The organism is Streptomyces sp. NPDC042346 (genome assembly GCF_055581845.1).
The window spans coordinates 1,019,877-1,035,627 of record NZ_JBVJEH010000002.1 but is presented as its reverse complement, the minus strand read 5'-3'; the positions used below and the strand labels follow the sequence as shown (position 1 = coordinate 1,035,627).

14 protein-coding genes are annotated in these 15,751 nt (G+C 73.3%); 7 read left to right on the top strand and 7 right to left on the bottom strand.

Annotated features, from left to right (window positions below):
- The first annotated feature begins 186 nt into the window (after positions 1-186).
- From ACZ6K0_RS13200 to ACZ6K0_RS13190, 3 genes are read left to right on the top strand one after another with little or no spacing between them, the layout of a single operon-like run.
- Positions 187-813, top strand: a complete 627-nt coding sequence (locus ACZ6K0_RS13200; RefSeq protein WP_469232219.1) for a succinate dehydrogenase — start codon at positions 187-189, stop codon at positions 811-813.
- Positions 814-2,760 (top strand): fumarate reductase/succinate dehydrogenase flavoprotein subunit, encoded by a 1,947-nt coding sequence (locus tag ACZ6K0_RS13195; protein WP_469232100.1) that lies wholly within the window; start codon positions 814-816, stop codon positions 2,758-2,760. It begins immediately after the preceding gene.
- A complete protein-coding gene (locus ACZ6K0_RS13190; protein ID WP_376399456.1) occupies positions 2,757-3,503 on the top strand; it encodes a succinate dehydrogenase/fumarate reductase iron-sulfur subunit in 747 nt (248 codons plus the stop codon). The genes ACZ6K0_RS13195 and ACZ6K0_RS13190 overlap by 4 nt, the downstream gene beginning before the upstream one ends.
- Positions 3,504-3,539: 36 nt before the next feature.
- Here the strand turns inward: ACZ6K0_RS13190 and ACZ6K0_RS13185 are convergent, their stop codons facing one another.
- A complete protein-coding gene (locus ACZ6K0_RS13185; RefSeq protein ID WP_469232098.1) occupies positions 3,540-5,888 on the bottom strand; it encodes an ATP-binding cassette domain-containing protein in 2,349 nt (782 codons plus the stop codon).
- A gap of 13 nt (positions 5,889-5,901) precedes the next feature.
- Positions 5,902-6,963 carry an MsnO8 family LLM class oxidoreductase gene (locus ACZ6K0_RS13180; protein WP_469232096.1) on the bottom strand — a complete coding sequence of 354 codons (1,062 nt, stop codon included), beginning with the start codon at positions 6,961-6,963 and terminating at the stop codon, positions 5,902-5,904.
- A gap of 143 nt (positions 6,964-7,106) precedes the next feature.
- On the opposite strand from ACZ6K0_RS13180, the gene ACZ6K0_RS13175 reads away from it, so the two are divergent.
- Entirely contained in the window at positions 7,107-7,595 is a 489-nt protein-coding gene (locus ACZ6K0_RS13175; RefSeq protein ID WP_469232094.1) for a phosphatase domain-containing protein, read from the top strand.
- 163 nt (positions 7,596-7,758) lie between these two features.
- On the opposite strand, the gene ACZ6K0_RS13170 is transcribed toward ACZ6K0_RS13175, so the two are convergent.
- Positions 7,759-7,974 (bottom strand): dodecin, encoded by a 216-nt coding sequence (locus tag ACZ6K0_RS13170; protein WP_376399444.1) that lies wholly within the window; start codon positions 7,972-7,974, stop codon positions 7,759-7,761.
- 279 nt (positions 7,975-8,253) lie between these two features.
- Here ACZ6K0_RS13170 and ACZ6K0_RS13165 point away from each other — a divergent pair, with 279 nt between their 5' ends.
- The 3 genes from ACZ6K0_RS13165 to ACZ6K0_RS13155 all read left to right on the top strand — a co-directional run bounded on the left by ACZ6K0_RS13165 (position 8,254) and on the right by ACZ6K0_RS13155 (position 11,465).
- Positions 8,254-9,501, top strand: a complete 1,248-nt coding sequence (locus ACZ6K0_RS13165) for an extracellular solute-binding protein (protein WP_469232092.1) — start codon at positions 8,254-8,256, stop codon at positions 9,499-9,501.
- Between the two features lie 138 nt (positions 9,502-9,639).
- A complete protein-coding gene (locus ACZ6K0_RS13160; protein WP_376399437.1) occupies positions 9,640-10,467 on the top strand; it encodes a GNAT family N-acetyltransferase in 828 nt (275 codons plus the stop codon).
- Positions 10,464-11,465, top strand: coding sequence for a lysophospholipid acyltransferase family protein (locus tag ACZ6K0_RS13155; RefSeq protein ID WP_469232090.1), 1,002 nt, complete (start codon positions 10,464-10,466; stop codon positions 11,463-11,465). Before ACZ6K0_RS13160 ends, ACZ6K0_RS13155 begins: the two co-directional genes overlap by 4 nt.
- Here the strand turns inward: ACZ6K0_RS13155 and egtD are convergent.
- From egtD to egtA, 4 genes are read right to left on the bottom strand one after another with little or no spacing between them, the layout of a single operon-like run.
- Complete coding sequence (gene egtD, locus ACZ6K0_RS13150) at positions 11,360-12,325, bottom strand: L-histidine N(alpha)-methyltransferase (protein ID WP_376399431.1); 966 nt, start codon at positions 12,323-12,325, stop codon at positions 11,360-11,362. The genes ACZ6K0_RS13155 and egtD overlap by 106 nt on opposite strands.
- Positions 12,322-13,074, bottom strand: a complete 753-nt coding sequence (gene egtC / locus ACZ6K0_RS13145; RefSeq protein WP_469232088.1) for an ergothioneine biosynthesis protein EgtC — start codon at positions 13,072-13,074, stop codon at positions 12,322-12,324. The genes egtD and egtC overlap by 4 nt, the downstream gene beginning before the upstream one ends.
- Positions 13,074-14,477 (bottom strand): ergothioneine biosynthesis protein EgtB, encoded by a 1,404-nt coding sequence (egtB, locus tag ACZ6K0_RS13140; RefSeq protein WP_469232086.1) that lies wholly within the window; start codon positions 14,475-14,477, stop codon positions 13,074-13,076. The genes egtC and egtB overlap by 1 nt, the downstream gene beginning before the upstream one ends.
- On the bottom strand, positions 14,474-15,733 hold the full coding sequence (gene egtA / locus ACZ6K0_RS13135) for an ergothioneine biosynthesis glutamate--cysteine ligase EgtA (RefSeq protein ID WP_469232084.1): 1,260 nt from the start codon (positions 15,731-15,733) through the stop codon (positions 14,474-14,476). Before egtA ends, egtB begins: the two co-directional genes overlap by 4 nt.
- Positions 15,734-15,751 lie beyond the last annotated feature (18 nt).

Here is a 15,751-nt window from a genome sequence, read left to right as displayed (position 1 = left end):
GTAGGGGACATGAATAGGTGACGCCTATCGAGATCAGCCAGACCATGTCTTGGACCTCTCGGGTCCTTCGGCCCTAGCGTCGTGAACATGGCTCTGGCACCCACGAGGGACCGGACGACGGGCCGCCCGCCGTCCCCCACACCGTCACGCGGATTCCTGTCATCGACCCTCGGCAAGAAGACGGTCATGGCCGTCAGCGGGCTGCTCATGCTCGGCTATCTCGTCGCCCATGTCGCCGGAAACCTGAAGGTCTTCTTCGGCCCGGAGGAGTTCAACGCCTACGGCCGCTGGCTGCGGGTCATGGGCGCACCCGTCCTGCACCACGAGTGGGCCCTCTGGCTCGTCCGGATCGCGCTCCTCGCCGCCGTCGGCGCCCACGCCGTCTCCGCGTACCAGCTCAGCAGGCGCGACGTGAAGGCCCGCCCCACCGCGTACGTCCACCGCCGCAGGCGCGCCTCGTACGCCACCCGCACCATGCGCTGGGGCGGGATCATCCTCGCCCTCTTCATCGTCTGGCACATCCTCGACCTCACCACCGGCACCGTCCACCCCGGCGGCTTCGAGGAGGGCAAGCCCTACCAGAACGTCGTCGACACCTTCTCCACCTGGTACGGCAACGTCATCTACATCGTCGCCATGCTCGCCGTCGGCCTCCACGTCCGCCACGGCTTCTGGAGCGCCGCCCAGACCCTCGGCGTCGGCAACGCCCGCCGCGAGCGCCTCCTCAGGGCGATCGCCAACACCCTCGCGCTCGTCCTGACCGCGGGCTTCGTCTCCGTACCCGTTGCCGTCATGACCGGAGTGGTGAGCTGAATGACCTTCGTCGACTTCCCCGTGGGCGAGCCGATCGCCGACACCACCGCCCCGACGGGGCCCATCGCCGAACGCTGGGACACCCGCCGCTTCGAGGCGAAGCTGGTCAATCCCGCCAACCGCCGCAAGCACCGGATCATCGTCGTCGGCACCGGCCTCGCCGGCGGCTCCGCCGGCGCCACCCTCGCCGAGCAGGGCTACCACGTCGTCCAGTTCTGCTTCCAGGACTCCCCGCGCCGCGCCCACTCCATCGCCGCGCAGGGCGGCATCAACGCCGCCAAGAACTACCGCAACGACGGCGACTCGATCCACCGCCTCTTCTACGACACCGTCAAGGGCGGCGACTTCCGGGCCCGCGAGTCCAACGTCCACCGCCTCGCCCAGATCTCCGTCGAGATCATCGACCAGTGCGTCGCCCAGGGCGTGCCCTTCGCCCGCGAGTACGGCGGCCTCCTCGACACCCGCTCCTTCGGCGGCGTCCAGGTCTCCCGCACCTTCTACGCCCGCGGCCAGACCGGCCAGCAGCTCCTCCTCGGCGCCTACCAGGCGCTGTCCCGGCAGATCGCCGCCGGAAACGTCGAGATGCACGCCCGTACGGAGATGCTCGACCTGATCGTCGTCGACGGGCGGGCCCGCGGCATCGTCGCCCGCGACCTCATCACGGGCGAGATCTCCACCCACTACGCGGACGCCGTCGTCCTCGCCAGCGGCGGCTACGGCAACGTCTTCTACCTCTCCACCAACGCCATGAACTCCAACGCCACGGCCGTCTGGCGGGCCCACCGGCGCGGCGCGTACTTCGCCAACCCCTGCTTCACCCAGATCCACCCCACCTGCATCCCGCGCACCGGCGACCACCAGTCGAAGCTGACCCTGATGAGCGAGTCCCTGCGCAACGACGGCCGCATCTGGGTCCCGAAGGCGAAGGGCGACACCCGCCCCGCCGCCGACATCCCCGAGGACGAGCGCGACTACTACCTGGAGCGGATCTACCCCTCCTTCGGCAACCTCGTCCCCCGGGACATCGCCTCGCGCGCCGCGAAGAACGTCTGCGACGAGGGCCGCGGCGTCGGCCCCGGCGGCCAGGGCGTCTACCTCGACTTCGGCGACGCGATCCGGCGCCTGGGCCGCAAGGCGGTCGAGGAGAAGTACGGCAACCTCTTCGACATGTACGAGCGGATCACCGCCGAGAACCCGTACGAGGTCCCCATGCGGATCTACCCCGCCGTGCACTACACGATGGGCGGACTCTGGGTCGACTACGACCTCCAGACCACCGTCCCCGGCCTCTTCGCGATCGGCGAGGCCAACTTCTCCGACCACGGCGCCAACCGGCTCGGCGCCTCCGCCCTCATGCAGGGCCTCGCCGACGGCTACTTCGTCCTCCCGGCCACCATCAACGACTACCTCGCCCGCCACCCGCACGCGGAGCCCGTCACCGACGCCCACCCGGCGGTGCGGGAGGTCCTCGCCGAGACCGAGGACCGGATCCACCTCCTCCTCGCCGTCGACGGCGACCGCACCCCCGACTCCTTCCACCGCGAACTCGGCGAACTCATGTGGGAGTTCTGCGGCATGGCCCGCACGGAGACGGGCCTGCGCAAGGCCCTCGCCCGCATCCCGCAGATCCGCGAGGAGTTCTGGCGCCGCCTCAAGGTCCCGGGAACGGGCGAGGAGTTCAACCAGTCCCTGGAGAAGGCCAACCGCATCGTCGACTACCTGGAGCTCGCCGAGCTCATGTGCCTCGACGCGCTCCACCGCGCCGAGTCCTGCGGCGGCCACTTCCGCGACGAGTCCCAGACCCCGGACGGCGAAGCGGCGCGCCGCGACGAGGAGTTCGCGTACGCGGCGGCCTGGGAGTTCACCGGCGGCGACACCGCACCCGTCCTCCACAAGGAGGACCTCACCTTCGAGTACGTCCACCCCACCCAGCGGAGCTACGCATGAGGCTCACCCTGCGCGTCTGGCGCCAGCGGAACGCCGGCGCACCCGGCGCCATGTCCACCTACGACGTCGACGGCATCTCCGCCGACATGTCGTTCCTGGAGATGCTCGACACCCTCAACGAGGACCTCATCCTGCGCGGCGAGGACCCCGTCGCCTTCGACCACGACTGCCGCGAGGGCATCTGCGGGGCGTGCAGCCTCGTCATCAACGGCGACGCGCACGGCCCCGAGCGCACCACCACCTGCCAGCTCCACATGCGCTCCTTCCGCGACGGCGACACCATCGACATCGAGCCCTGGCGCGCGGCGGCCTTCCCCGTCGTCAAGGACCTCGTCGTCGACCGCTCCGCCTTCGACCGCGTCATCCAGTCCGGCGGCTACATCAGCGCCCCCACGGGCTCGGCCCCCGAGGCCCACGCGACCCCCGTCCCGAAGGCCGACGCGGACACCGCCTTCGAGCACGCGGAGTGCATCGGCTGCGGCGCCTGCGTGGCGGCCTGCCCCAACGGCTCGGCGATGCTCTTCACCTCGGCGAAGATCAACCACCTGAACGTCCTCCCGCAGGGCTCCCCGGAACGCGAGACCAGGGTCCTCGACATGGTGGCCCAGATGGACGCGGAGGGCTTCGGCGGCTGCACCCTGACGGGCGAGTGCGCGACCGCGTGCCCGAAGGGGATCCCGCTGCCGTCGATCGCGGCGATGAACAGGGAGTGGCTGCGGGCGCGGAGGAAGGTGAAGGGGTAGGAGGGGCGCCGGCCGGCGCGTTCGGCCGGATACGGGTCAGCCGGCGAGCGCCCGGGCCAGATACGGAGCCGTCCGGCTCGCGGGGGAAACGGCCACCTCGGCCGGCGGACCCGCCGCCACCACCCGGCCGCCCTCGTCGCCGCCGCCCGGGCCCAGGTCCAGGACCCAGTCGGCGGTGGCGACCACGTCCATGTCGTGCTCCACGACGATCACGGAGTGTCCCGCGTCCACGAGGCCGTGGAGCTGGCGCATCAGGACCTCGACGTCCGCCGGGTGCAGACCCGTCGTCGGCTCGTCGAGCACGTACAGCGTGGCGGAGCGGCGCGGGCGCTGGAGTTCGGAGGCGAGCTTGATGCGCTGCGCCTCGCCGCCCGACAGCTCCGTCGCCGGCTGCCCGAGCCGCAGATAGCCGAGGCCCACGTCCAGCAGGGTCCGCAGGCTCCGGGCGGCGGCCGGGGTGTCGTCGAAGAACTCCGCCGCCGACTCGACGGTGAGGTCGAGGACCTCGGCGATGGTGAGCCCGCGCAGCCGCACCTGGAGCGTCTCGGGGTTGTACCGGGCGCCGTGGCAGTCGGGGCACGGCGCGTACGTGCTCGGCAGGAAGAGGAGCTCGACCGAGACGAAGCCCTCGCCCTGGCAGGTCTCGCAGCGCCCGCCGGGGACGTTGAAGGAGAACCGGCCCGCCTTGTAGCCGCGCGCCCTCGCCTCCGCCGTCTCGGTGAACAGCTTCCGCACGACGTCGAACAGGCCCGTGTACGTGGCGAGGTTGGAGCGCGGGGTCCGCCCGATCGGACGCTGGTCGACCGTCACCAGACGCCCCACTCCCGCGAGTTCCTCGGTCAGCGCGCCGACGAGGGTCGACTTCCCCGAGCCCGACACCCCCGTCACCGCGGTGAGGACACCGACCGGGAAGGCCGCGTCGACCGCCCGCAGATTGTGCCGGGTCACCGGCCCCGTACGCAGCCAGCCCGCCGGGGCGCGCACCGTCCGCGCGGGCGGTGGTTCCCGGTCGAAGAGGAACCGCCGGGTCGCGGACGCCTCGACGGCCGCGAGGCCCTCCGGCGGACCGCTGTGCAGGACGCGCCCGCCGTGCACCCCGGCGCGCGGCCCGACGTCGACGAGCCAGTCGGCGTGCCGGACGACGTCGAGGTGGTGCTCGACGACGAAGACCGAGTTGCCGGCCGCCTTCAGCCGGTCGAGGACCACGAGCAGGGCCTCCGTGTCGGCCGGGTGCAGACCGGCGGACGGCTCGTCCAGTACGTACACGACACCGAAGAGCCCCGAGCGCAGCTGGGTGGCGAGCCGCAGCCGCTGGAGCTCGCCGTTGGAGAGGGTGGGGGTGGCGCGGTCCAGGCTCAGATAGCCGAGCCCGAGCTCGGTGACCGTGGCGATCCGGGCGACGAGATCCTCGGTGAGGACGCGCGCCGTCTCCTCGCCGTCCGTCGGCGTCGCCGACAGGAGCCCGGACAGGACCGTCAGCGGAAGCGCGGCCAGCTCGGCGATCGTCCGCCCCGCGAAGGTCACCGCGAGCGCCTCCGGGCGCAGCCGGCTGCCGCCGCACACCGGGCAGGGCGCACTCGCCAGGAACCGCTCCGCCTTCGCCCGCAGCGTCGTGCTCTTCGAGTCCGCGAACGTCCGCAGGACGTACCGCCGCGCGCTCATGTACGTGCCCTGGTACGGACGTTGGATCCGCCCCGCCTCCCGCACCGGGTGCACCGTGACCACCGGCTGCTCCTCGGTGAAGAGGATCCACTCCCGGTCCTTCGCGGCCAGCTCGCGCCACGGCCGGTCGACGTCGTACCCGAGGGTGTCCAGGACGTCCCGCAGGTTCTTCCCCTGCCAGGCACCCGGCCAGGCGGCGATCGCCCCCTCGCGGATCGACAACCCCCGGTCGGGGACGAGGAGTTCCTCGCTCGTCTCGTGGATCCGGCCGATGCCGTGACAGGAAGGGCACGCGCCCGCGGCCGTGTTGGGGGAGAAGGCGTCGGAGTCGAGACGCGACGCGCCCTCCGGATAGCGGCCGGCCCGCGAGAACAGCATCCGCAGCGAGTTGGAGAGCGTCGTCACCGTGCCGACCGAGGAGCGGGCGTTCGGCGAGGACCGGCGCTGCTCCAGGGAGACCGCCGGGGGCAGCCCGCTGATCTCGCCGACCGCCGGCGCCCCCACCTGGTGGATCAGCCGCCGCGCGTACGGCGCGACCGATTCGAAATAGCGCCGCTGAGCCTCCGCGTAGATCGTCCCGAACGCGAGGGACGACTTGCCCGAGCCGGAGACGCCGGTGAAGGCGACGAGGGCGTCGCGCGGGATGTCGACGTCGACCCCCGCGAGATTGTGCTCGCGGGCGCCGCGGACGCGGACGTACGGATCGTGGGGGCTGTCAGGCATGCGTCGATATTAGCTACTGCTTCCCGTTTGCCCCGGTCGGGCGGGTGGTGACCGGGGCGGTCAGGCCGACGGCGCGCGCCAGGCCGCGGTACGAGTCGCTCAGCGCCGCCCGGTCGTACGTGCTCGTCGTCACCAGCACCTCCTGCGCGCCGGTCTCCCGCACGGCCCGCTCCAGCGCCTCGGCCACCTGCTCCTCCGTGCCGTGCACATGACCGGCGAGACCGCCCTCGTAGAAGCCGCGCTGCTTCTCCGTCATCCCGCCCGTCGCCGCCAGCTCCTCGATCCGCTCGGGCGCGGCGAGCGGCGGGAACACGCCGCGGGTGCGCGAGTACGCGAGGGACCAGGCCTCCGGCATCAGCAGCCGGCGGGCCTCCTCCTCGCTCGCCGCCACCACGACCGTCCCCGCCACGACCACGTACGGCTCGACGGCCCACGGGGAGGGGCGGAACGCGGAACGGTACGTGTCGACGGCGGCGAGCACCCGGTCCCGGCCCCGCAGGTCGCCGATGACCAGCGGAAGGCCGGCCGCCGCGGCGATCGCCGCGCCCTCGCCCGTCGCGAGGACGAAGGGCGGGACCCGCAGGCCCTCCGCGGGCCGGGCGTGCACCTGCGGATGGGCCGTCTGCTCGTCGGTGAACCAGCCGAGGAGCTCGGCCAGCTGCTCGCCGAACCGGTCGGCATCCTCCTTGTCCCGCCCGAGGGCCCGCCGGATGCCGTCGGTGAAGCCGACCGAGCGGCCGACGCCCATGTCGATCCGGCCGGGGAAGAGGGACTCCAGGACGCCGAACTGCTCGGCCACGACCAGCGGCTGGTGGTTGGGCAGCATCACCCCGCCCGTACCGACGCGCACGGTGGACGTCGAGGCGGCCACCGCGGCGGCGAGCACCGTCGGCGCGGAGCCGGCGACGCCGGGCACGCTGTGGTGCTCCGACACCCAGAAACGGTGGTAGCCGAGGGCTTCCACCTCCTGGGCGAGGCGCACGGTGTCGCGCAGCGCCTGCGGGGCGTCCTCGCCCTCCCGCGTGCGGGAACGGTCGAGGACGGAGAAGCGGATGCCGTCGAGGAAGGTGCTCACCTAGGGTCCAACGCCCGGAGCGCGGCAGGATTCCCGCACCGGCGTCCGCGCGCCGTGCCGGGCGAGAAAGGGCGGGGCGCGCGAAAGGGGCGGGCACGCGAAAGGGCGGGGCGGCGGCGTGCCCCGGCTCCTACGCTGGGCCCGTGACACGCGACACCCGGCCGCTGGCCGTCTTCGACCTGGACAACACCCTCTCCGCGACCGCCCACCGGCAGCACTTCCTGGAGCAGCGCCCCAAGGACTGGCGCGGCTTCTTCGCGGCGGCGCCCGACGACCCGCCGCTCGCGGAGGGCGTCGAGCTGTGCCGGAAGGCGGCCGAGGAGTGCGAGGTGGTCTATCTGACCGGGCGGCCGGAGCGCTGCCGGCGGGCCACGGTGGCGTGGCTGGCCGCGGAGGGGCTGCCGGAGGGCCGGATCCACATGCGGGGCGACCGGGACTTCCGGCCGGCCCGGGTGACCAAGGTGGAGGTGCTGCGGCGGCTCGGCGCGGACCGCGAGATCAGGATGCTCGTCGACGACGACGCGCTGGTCTGCGACGCGGCGGAGGCGGCCGGCTTCCGTGTCGTACGCGCCCACTGGGCGGCCCCGTCGGAGGAGCTGACGGCCGCCCAGGAGGAGGAGGGCCGGACCTGAGCCCGGCCTGGGAGGGCCGGACCTGAGCCCGGCCTGGGAGGGCCGGACCTGAGCCCGGCTCCAGGGGGGCGGATCTGAGCCCGGCCTGGGTGGGCCGGACCTGAGCCCGGCTCCAGGAGGGCCGGGGGCCTGAGTCCGCCCGCCCCCGATCCCTCGCCGCGTGTCAGCTCTCGTCCTCCAGGCGGAAGCCGACCTTGAGTCCGACCTGGTAGTGCTCGATGGCGCCGTCGACGATATGGCCGCGGACCTGCGTGACCTCGAACCAGTCGAGGGCGCGCAGGGTCTGGGAGGCGCGCTTGATGCCGTTGCGGATGGCCGCGTCGACGCCTTCGGTGGAGGTCCCGACGATCTCGGTGACGCGGTAGGTGTGATTCGACATGGGGGCCGAACTCCTCTCGGTGCGTCCCTCCACCGTGCCCCAGGCCGCGTCGGTGCGCGACAGGACGGACTCCGCACGAGACGCGGTCGATTACCGAGGGTAAGGGTCCGATGCGTCCGTCCAGGGGCCGGAACGGAATGGTCAAGGACTTGACCACTTCGTTGGTCCAGACCAGAATCCAGGCCACATACCCGCGCGAACACCCCGTTCGGTCCCCCCACGTCGGGTCAGCCCCCAATGCCGCACGAACCTGTGCAGAACCCGCAGAAGGTGACCTACGTGAGAAACCGCCACCTCGCCTGTCCCTTGGCAGCCGCCACCGCGCTCGCCCTCGCCGGCTGCGGGATGATGCCGGGCGGGGGCCAGACCAAGACCGTCAACATCTGGCTCATGCGGGACAGCGCAAGCGAGGACTTCCTCACGCGCTTCACCGAGGCCTACGAGGACGAACACGACGGCGTCGACCTCACCATCACCATCCAGGACTGGACCGGCATCGGAAAGAAGGTCACCGAGGCCATCAAGGGCTCCGGCGGACCCGACATCATCGAGGTCGGCAACACCCAGGTCGCCCAGTACGCCGACACCGAGAAGCTCTACGACCTCACCCTGGAGTCCGTCCGCGACCTCGGCAGCGAGGACTGGCTGCCCGGTCTCGCCCAGCCCGGCAGCATCGGCGGATCCCAGTACGGCATTCCCTGGTACGCGGCCAACCGCATCGTCATCTACAACAAGGACCTCTTCCGGGACGCCGGGATCGACAAGCCGCCGACCACCCGCGCCGAATGGCTCGCCGACACCGAGAAGCTCAACCGCGGCGGCTCCCAGGGCATCTACCTCGCCGGCCAGGACTGGTACACCCTCTCCGGCTTCATCTGGGAAGAGGGCGGCGAACTCGCCGTCGACAAGGGCGGCGAGTGGACCGGCGCCCTCGACAGCCCCGCCGCCCTGCGCGGCATGGCCTTCTACAAGGAACTCCAGTCCCTCGGCACCGGCCCCAAGAACGCCGACGAGCAGAACCCGCCGCAGGCCGACGTCTTCGCCAAGGGCGACGTCGCCCAGATCATCGCCACGACCAGCGCCGTCGCACCGATCCTGAAGGCCAACCCGGGCCTCAAGGACAAGCTCGGCTACTTCGCGATACCCGGCAAGAAGGCCGGCCAGCCCTGCGCCGTCTTCACCGGCGGCTCGGACCTCATCATCCCCGAGAACGCGCCCCAGCGCGGCGCCGCCCTGGAGGTCGTCAAGGCGCTCGCCGGCGAGAAGTGGCAGACCGAACTCGCCCGCACCATGGGATACGTGCCCAACAAGAAGGGCCTGGCCTCCGTCGTCTCGGGCCAGGAGGCGACCGCCGTCATGGCGGCGGCCGCCGCACGCGGCCGGGCCACCCCGAACTCCCCGCAGTGGGCCAACGTCGAGGGCGACAACCCCATCAAGCCGTACATGACGGCCGTCCTCCAGGGCGAGGACCCGGCGCACGCGGCCAAGAAGGCCTCGGCGGAGATCACGGACACCCTCGCCGAATAGCATTCAGCGTTCGCACATCCGCGAGCCCCCGGACGGTCATGTCGAATCCAGCCGGTGACGGAAGAAGTAAGGAGCCGGGCCACCGCTCACGCGGCCCGGTCCCGCCCCTTCCCCTTCCGTCCGCCGGAGGAGCCCGACATGACCGCACCGTCGCCCACGCTCGCCGTCCCCACCGGGACCGGGGCCGTCCCCGCCCAGCCGCAGGACCGGAGCCGGCTCCCGGCCGAGGAACCCGCGCCCCGGTACGTCGTCGGCCTCGCCCGGGACCAGGAGGACGTACGGGCCGCCCAGCGACTGCGCCACCAGGTCTTCGCCGGTGAACTCGGCGCCCGCCTCGACGGGCCCGAGCCCGGCCTCGACTCCGACGCCTTCGACGCGTACTGCGACCACCTGCTCGTACGGGACGAGGCCACCGGCGAGGTCGTCGGCACCTACCGGATCCTGCCCCCCGAGCGGGCCGCCGTCGCCGGACGCCTCTACTCCGAGAGCGAGTTCGACCTCACCCGGCTCGCCCCCGTCCGCCACGACCTCGTGGAGGTCGGCCGGTCCTGCGTCCACCCCGCCCACCGCAACGGCGCCGTCATCTCCCTCATCTGGGCCGGCCTCGCCCGCTACATGACCAGCACCGGCCACAACTGGCTCGCCGGCTGCTGTTCGATCCCGCTCGCCGACGGCGGCGCCCTCGCCGCCGCCACCTGGGACACCGTCAAGGCCAAGCACCTCGCCCCCGAGGAGTACTGGGTCACCCCGCACAGGCTGTGGAACTCCGAGGGCGTCGCCCGCCCCGAGGGACGCACCGAACTCCCGCCCCTGCTGCGCGGCTACCTCCGCCTCGGCGCCTGGGTCTGCGGCGCCCCCGCCCACGACCCCGACTTCGGCGTCGCCGACCTCTACGTCCTGCTCTCCCTGCGCCGCACCAACCCGCGCTACCTCAACCACTTCCTGTCGCTCGCCCCCGCCCCGTGAACGGGACCACGGCACCCTCGCCGTGGCTCCCCACGGCGCCCTGCACCCCGGGCCGCTGCGCCGCCCACCCCGATCCGGACCCCTGCCACCGGGCCCTCGCGGCGGGCACCGCCCTGGCCTCGGTGCGACTGGCCGCCGGGATCGGGGCGGTCCTCCTCGGCGTCCTGTGCCTGCCGGCCGCCGGACTCCTGCCGGCCCCGGCGCGGCTCGCCCTCGTCCGGTACTGGGTGCGGGCCGTGGTCCGCGCCTTCGGCGTGCGCGTCCGGTTCGAGGGGGCGGCCGCCGCCGGGGGCCCGCTCCTCGTCGTCGCCAACCACGTCTCCTGGCTGGACATCCCGCTCCTCGCGGCCGTCCTCCCCGGCCGGATGGTCGCCAAGGCGGAGGTCCGCCGCTGGCCGGTGCTCGGTACGCTCGCCGCGCTCGGCGGGACCCTCTTCATCGACCGGGACCGGCTCAGGGCGCTGCCCGGCACCGTCCGCGCGATGGCCGCGGTGCTCGCCGGCGGCGGCCGGGTGATCGTCTTCCCGGAGGGGTCGACCTGGTGCGGCCGGGCCGGGGGCCGCTTCCGGCCGGCCGCGTTCCAGGCCGCGCTGGACAGCGGGGCGGACGTCCAGCCCGTACGGATCGACTACCGGCCCACCGCGTCCGCCGCCTACGTGGGGGACGACCCGCTGGGCGCCTCCCTGTGGCGGCTCGCCGCGACGCGCGGAGTCACCGCCGACGTACGGATCCTGGACCCGATACCCGGAAGGCACCATCCGGACCGCCGGTCCCTGGCCGCCGCGGCCCAGCGTGCCGTGGCCGGGGCAGCCGTCTCACCGCACGCCGTCCCTCCCCGAGTCGTTCCTCCCCGAGTCCTCCCTCCGCGCGTCGTCGCTCAGCGGTCCGGCGCTCAGCGTGCCGTCGCGAGCGACAGCGCGAACCGGTCCTGCTCGTCCGTCCACCAGCGGGCAAGGTCGAGCCCCGCCTCCGCCAGCTCGTCCCGTACCCCCGCCTGACGGAACTTCGCCGACACCTCCGTCCGTACCTCCTCGCCCGCCGCGAAGGGCACCACGAGGTCCAGCTCCGGGATCTTCACCGTGAGCGCGTGCCGGGCGCGCAGCCGCATCTCGATCCACTCCCGGTCCCGGTCCCAGAGCGCCACGTGGTCGAAGGCGGCCGGATCCGCGTCGGCGCCGAGCTCCCGGTCGATCACCGACAGCACGTTCTTGTTGAACGCCGCCGTCACCCCGGCCGCGTCGTCGTAGGCGGCGACGAGCGTCTTCTCGTCCTTCACCAGATCCGTGCCCAGCAGCAGCGCGTCACCGGGACTGAGCATCGCCCGGACCGAGCGCAGGAAGGTCCGCCGCTCGGCGGGGAGGAGATTGCCGATCGTGCCCCCGAGGAACGCCACCAGACGCGGCCCCGGCGTCCCCGGCAGCGCGAGCCCCCGGGTGAAGTCGGCGACCAGCGCGTGCACCCGCAGCCCCGGCCGGTCGGCGAGCAGCGACTCCGCCGCCCCCGTCAGCGCGGACTCGCTCACGTCCACGGGCACGTAGCTGTCCAGGCCCGGAAGGAGCGCGTCGATCAGGAACCGGGTCTTCTCCGAGGAGCCGGAGCCCAGCTCGACCAGGGTCCTGGCCCCGGTGGCGGCGGCGATCTCCGGCGCCCGCGCCATCAGGATCTCCCGCTCCGCCCGGGTCGGGTAGTACTCGGGCAGCCGGGTGATCTCCTCGAAGAGTTCGCTGCCCCGGGCGTCGTAGAACCACTTCGGCGGCAGCGCCTTGGGGGAGCGGGTCAGTCCGTTGCGGACGTCGGCGCGCAGATCTGCGCCCGCGGTGTCCGGGGCGAGGGTACGGGTCAGCTGGAACGGGCTCACGCGGACGGCTCCTTGAGCGGGGTGAGGGTGACGTCGTAGCGGTCGGCGGTCACGAGCGTGTGCTCGGGGACCTCGCGCCACCGCGGATCGTCGTCGTACGGTTCGGAGGCCACGGCCATGTGGCCCGGGCCCGGCAGGTACCAGAGGCTGTTCCCCCAGGTCGTCGCGGTGACGGTGGTCCCGTCGGTGAGCAGCAGGTTGAGCGAGGAACCCGGCGCCGCGGCGCCGACCTCCCGCACGGTGTCGGCCAGGGCCGTCCCCGGCGCGTCCCCGGCCCGCAGCCGGTGCAGCACGAGCGCCCACAGCAGCGCCGAGTCGGTGCGCGCCTCCAGGTGCAGCAGCGCCTCGGCCGGGAGCGTGCCGGCGATGCCGGCCAGGGAGCCGGGCCAGCCCCTGACCGCGCCGTTGTGGCTGAAGAGCCAGGGGCCGGCGGTGAACGGAGCCGCCGCGCCCTCCCCGTCGGCGCCGGGCAGCGTGGCGCCCCGGACCGCCGCGAGCAGGGCCCGGGAGCGGACCACCCGCGCGAGGTCCGCGAAGGACAGGTCGCCCCAGATCGGCGCCGCGCGCCGGTACCGCGCGGGCACCGGATCCCCATCCGCGTACCAGCCCACCCCGAAGCCGTCGGCGTTCACGACCCCGCTGGTCTGGTGACGCGGTTCCCAGGACTGGCGCAGCAGGCCGTGCTCCGGCCGGACCAGCAGCTCTCCCAGCGCCACCGGCCCGCCCACGTACGCGACGTGACGGCACATCAGTCGAACTCCGCGGTCCGCGCCGTCCGGAAGCCCGAGAAGATCTGGCGCCGCACCGGCAGGTCCCAGTTGCGGAACGTGCCCCGGCAGGCGACCGGGTCGACCGCGAACGAGCCGCCGCGCAGCACCTTGTGCTCCGGCCCGAAGAACACCTCCGAGTACTCCTTGTACGGGAAGGCCGTGAAGCCCGGGTACGGCAGGAAGTCGCTCGCCGTCCACTCCCACACGTCACCGATCAACTGCCGTACCCCGAGCGGCGAAGCGCCCTCCGGGTAGCTGCCCGCGGCGGCCGGCCGCAGGTGCCGCTGCCCGAGGTTCGCGTGCTCGGGACCGGGATCGGCGTCGCCCCACGGATAGCGGCGCGAGCGCCCCGAGACCGGGTCGTGGCGGGCGGCCTTCTCCCACTCGGCCTCGGTGGGGAGCCGGCGTCCGGCCCAGCGCGCGTAGGCGTCCGCCTCGTACCAGCTCACGTGCAGGACCGGCTCGTCCACCGGTACGGGCTCGGTCACCCCGAAGCGGCGGCGCAGCCACTGTCCGCCGTCGCGGCGCCAGAACAGGGGTGCCCCGATGTCGTGTTCCCGGATCTGCGCCCAGCCCTCGGGCCGCCACCAGCGGCGGTCCGTGTACCCGCCGTCCGCCATGAAGGCCAGATAGGCGCCGTTCGTGACAGGGGTGGTGTCGACGAAGAAGGCCGGCACGACCCGGGCGTGGGCCGGACGTTCGTTGTCGAGGGCCCACGGCTCGTCCGAGGTGCCCATGGTGAACGGGCCGCCGGGGACGAGGACTTCGGGAGGAAGGGAGCCGGACCGCAGGGAGGGCGGCGGGGGAGCGGTCAGCGCCGCGGGCCCCCTGCGCAGCTGGTGGGTGATCAGCATGGTCTCGTCGTGCTGCTGCTCGTGCTGGGCGATCATGCCGAACGCGAAGCCGTCGTCGAGCAGCGGCCGCCCCTCCAGCGGGGCGCTCTCCAGGACGTCCAGGATCCGCAGGCGCACGTCCGCCGCGTAGGCGCGGGCCTCGCCGGGCGGGAGCAGGGGCAGCGACGGGCGGGTGGCGCGCGGATGCTCGAAGGCGTCGTAGAGGGAGTCGATCTCCGGTCGCAGCGCGTCGCGCCCCGCGACGGCCCGCCACAGCCACTGCTCCTCCTGGTTGCCGATGTGCGCCAGGTCCCAGACCAGTGGTGACATCAAGGGGGAGTGCTGGGCGTTGAGTTCCTCGTCGTCGACACAGGAGGTGAGGAGGGCCGTGCGCTCCCGTGCGACGGTCAGGGCGTCCGCGGCCCGCGCGCGCAGCACCTCGGGATCGATGCCGGTGCCCCGCCGGGTCTCCGTGCCCTGCTCGCTCTCCGTGGCCCGCTTGCTCTGCGTGGCCCGCTCGCTCGCCGTGCCCCGCTCGGTCCCGGTCATGACGTCACCGCCGTCAGTTCGTCGGCCGGGCAGCTCCCGGGGATCACGTACCGCTCCTGGAAGGCGACGACGGCCCGTCGCACCTCCTCGCTCGCCCCGATCCGGGGCAGCGCGTCGACGGCGGCCGAGAAGACCGCGCGGGCGGCGGCGTGCAGTCCGGGATCGGCGAGGCCGTCGTGCGCCGCCGAGAGCCACAGCGGATTGCGCGGCGCCGGCCCCGGACCCGCCTGCTCGGCGAGGGGCTCGACCGCCCGGTACACGGCCTCGGCCGCCTCCGGGTCCTCGAAGACGGCCGTCGTCACGGCCACCGGCACCATCCAGCCGTCCGGGCCGGGCTGCGCGTCGATCATCCGCAGCTCCAGATGGCCGCGCGGCCGCACCGGCGGGAAGAGCGTCGTCATGTGGTAGCGCAGATCGTCCAGGTCGGCGGGGCGGGGGGCTCCGGTGCGCAGCCACTCGCGGAAGGTCAGCCCCTCCGGCACCTCCCACGGCCCCTCAGCGGCCCGCACGCACATCACCGGGGTGTCCAGGACGTGCGCGGTCCACTCCTCCCGGGGCTTCCCGTCCGGCCGGGGCGCGAGGGCCCGGCACGGGTCGAGCTCCGTCCACAGCGCCTGGCGCGTGGAGCGCCAGCCGGTCCGACGGCCGCCGTGCAGGGGGGAGTTGGCGAAGACGGCCACGAGGACCGCGCCGAGGAGGTGGGCGAGCCGCCAGCGCCGGTCGTAGCCGAGCGGACCCGGCTCGTCGAGCCCGGCGTCGAGGCAGACCTGCACGGAGGCCGAGTCGCACATCATCGCCCGTCCGGCCGGTCCCGTGCGGTCGAGCGCGATCTCCATGGCGTCGTACCGCGGCTCGTGGAGCACCCGGCCGCGCGGCGCGTGCCAGGGGTCCACCCCGTAACCGCTCAGGGTGAGACCGAGGGGTCCGAGCGCCTCGCGTACCGCGCGGAGATCGGCGGCGAGCGAGTCGAGGCACTCCATGAGCGACCCGGCCGGATGCGAGCTCAGCTCCAGCTGGCCGCCCGGTTCGAAGGTGAGCGACGAGACCAGTGACAGGGACCGTACGGTGTCGAGGGCGGCGGCCAGCCTCGGCGGCCGTACGGGCGAACGCGGGTCGCGCAGATCGTGGACGAGCCACTCCAGCTCGGCTCCCACCGTGCGGGGTGGACCCGTCTTGAAACAGATGCCACGCAGCAGGTTCTCCGCCTCCACCTCGGTGAGTGGGGGGCCGCCACGCGGTGTGCCGCTCGCTGCCATCCGTGCACCTCCTGATCC

What these genes read in the sequence shown, in the direction of transcription:
- egtA (WP_469232084.1), bottom strand. Translation starts at nt 15,733, where the DNA reads ATGGCAGCGAGCGGCACACCGCGTGGCGGCCCCCCACTCACCGAGGTG.
- ACZ6K0_RS13170 (WP_376399444.1), bottom strand. Translation starts at nt 7,974, where the DNA reads ATGTCGAATCACACCTACCGCGTCACCGAGATCGTCGGGACCTCCACC.
- ACZ6K0_RS13190 (WP_376399456.1), top strand. Translation starts at nt 2,757, where the DNA reads ATGAGGCTCACCCTGCGCGTCTGGCGCCAGCGGAACGCCGGCGCACCC.
- ACZ6K0_RS13160 (WP_376399437.1), top strand. Translation starts at nt 9,640, where the DNA reads ATGACCGCACCGTCGCCCACGCTCGCCGTCCCCACCGGGACCGGGGCC.
- ACZ6K0_RS13185 (WP_469232098.1), bottom strand. Translation starts at nt 5,888, where the DNA reads ATGCCTGACAGCCCCCACGATCCGTACGTCCGCGTCCGCGGCGCCCGC.
- egtB (WP_469232086.1), bottom strand. Translation starts at nt 14,477, where the DNA reads ATGACCGGGACCGAGCGGGGCACGGCGAGCGAGCGGGCCACGCAGAGC.
- ACZ6K0_RS13200 (WP_469232219.1), top strand. Translation starts at nt 187, where the DNA reads ATGGCCGTCAGCGGGCTGCTCATGCTCGGCTATCTCGTCGCCCATGTC.
- ACZ6K0_RS13195 (WP_469232100.1), top strand. Translation starts at nt 814, where the DNA reads ATGACCTTCGTCGACTTCCCCGTGGGCGAGCCGATCGCCGACACCACC.
- egtC (WP_469232088.1), bottom strand. Translation starts at nt 13,074, where the DNA reads ATGTGCCGTCACGTCGCGTACGTGGGCGGGCCGGTGGCGCTGGGAGAG.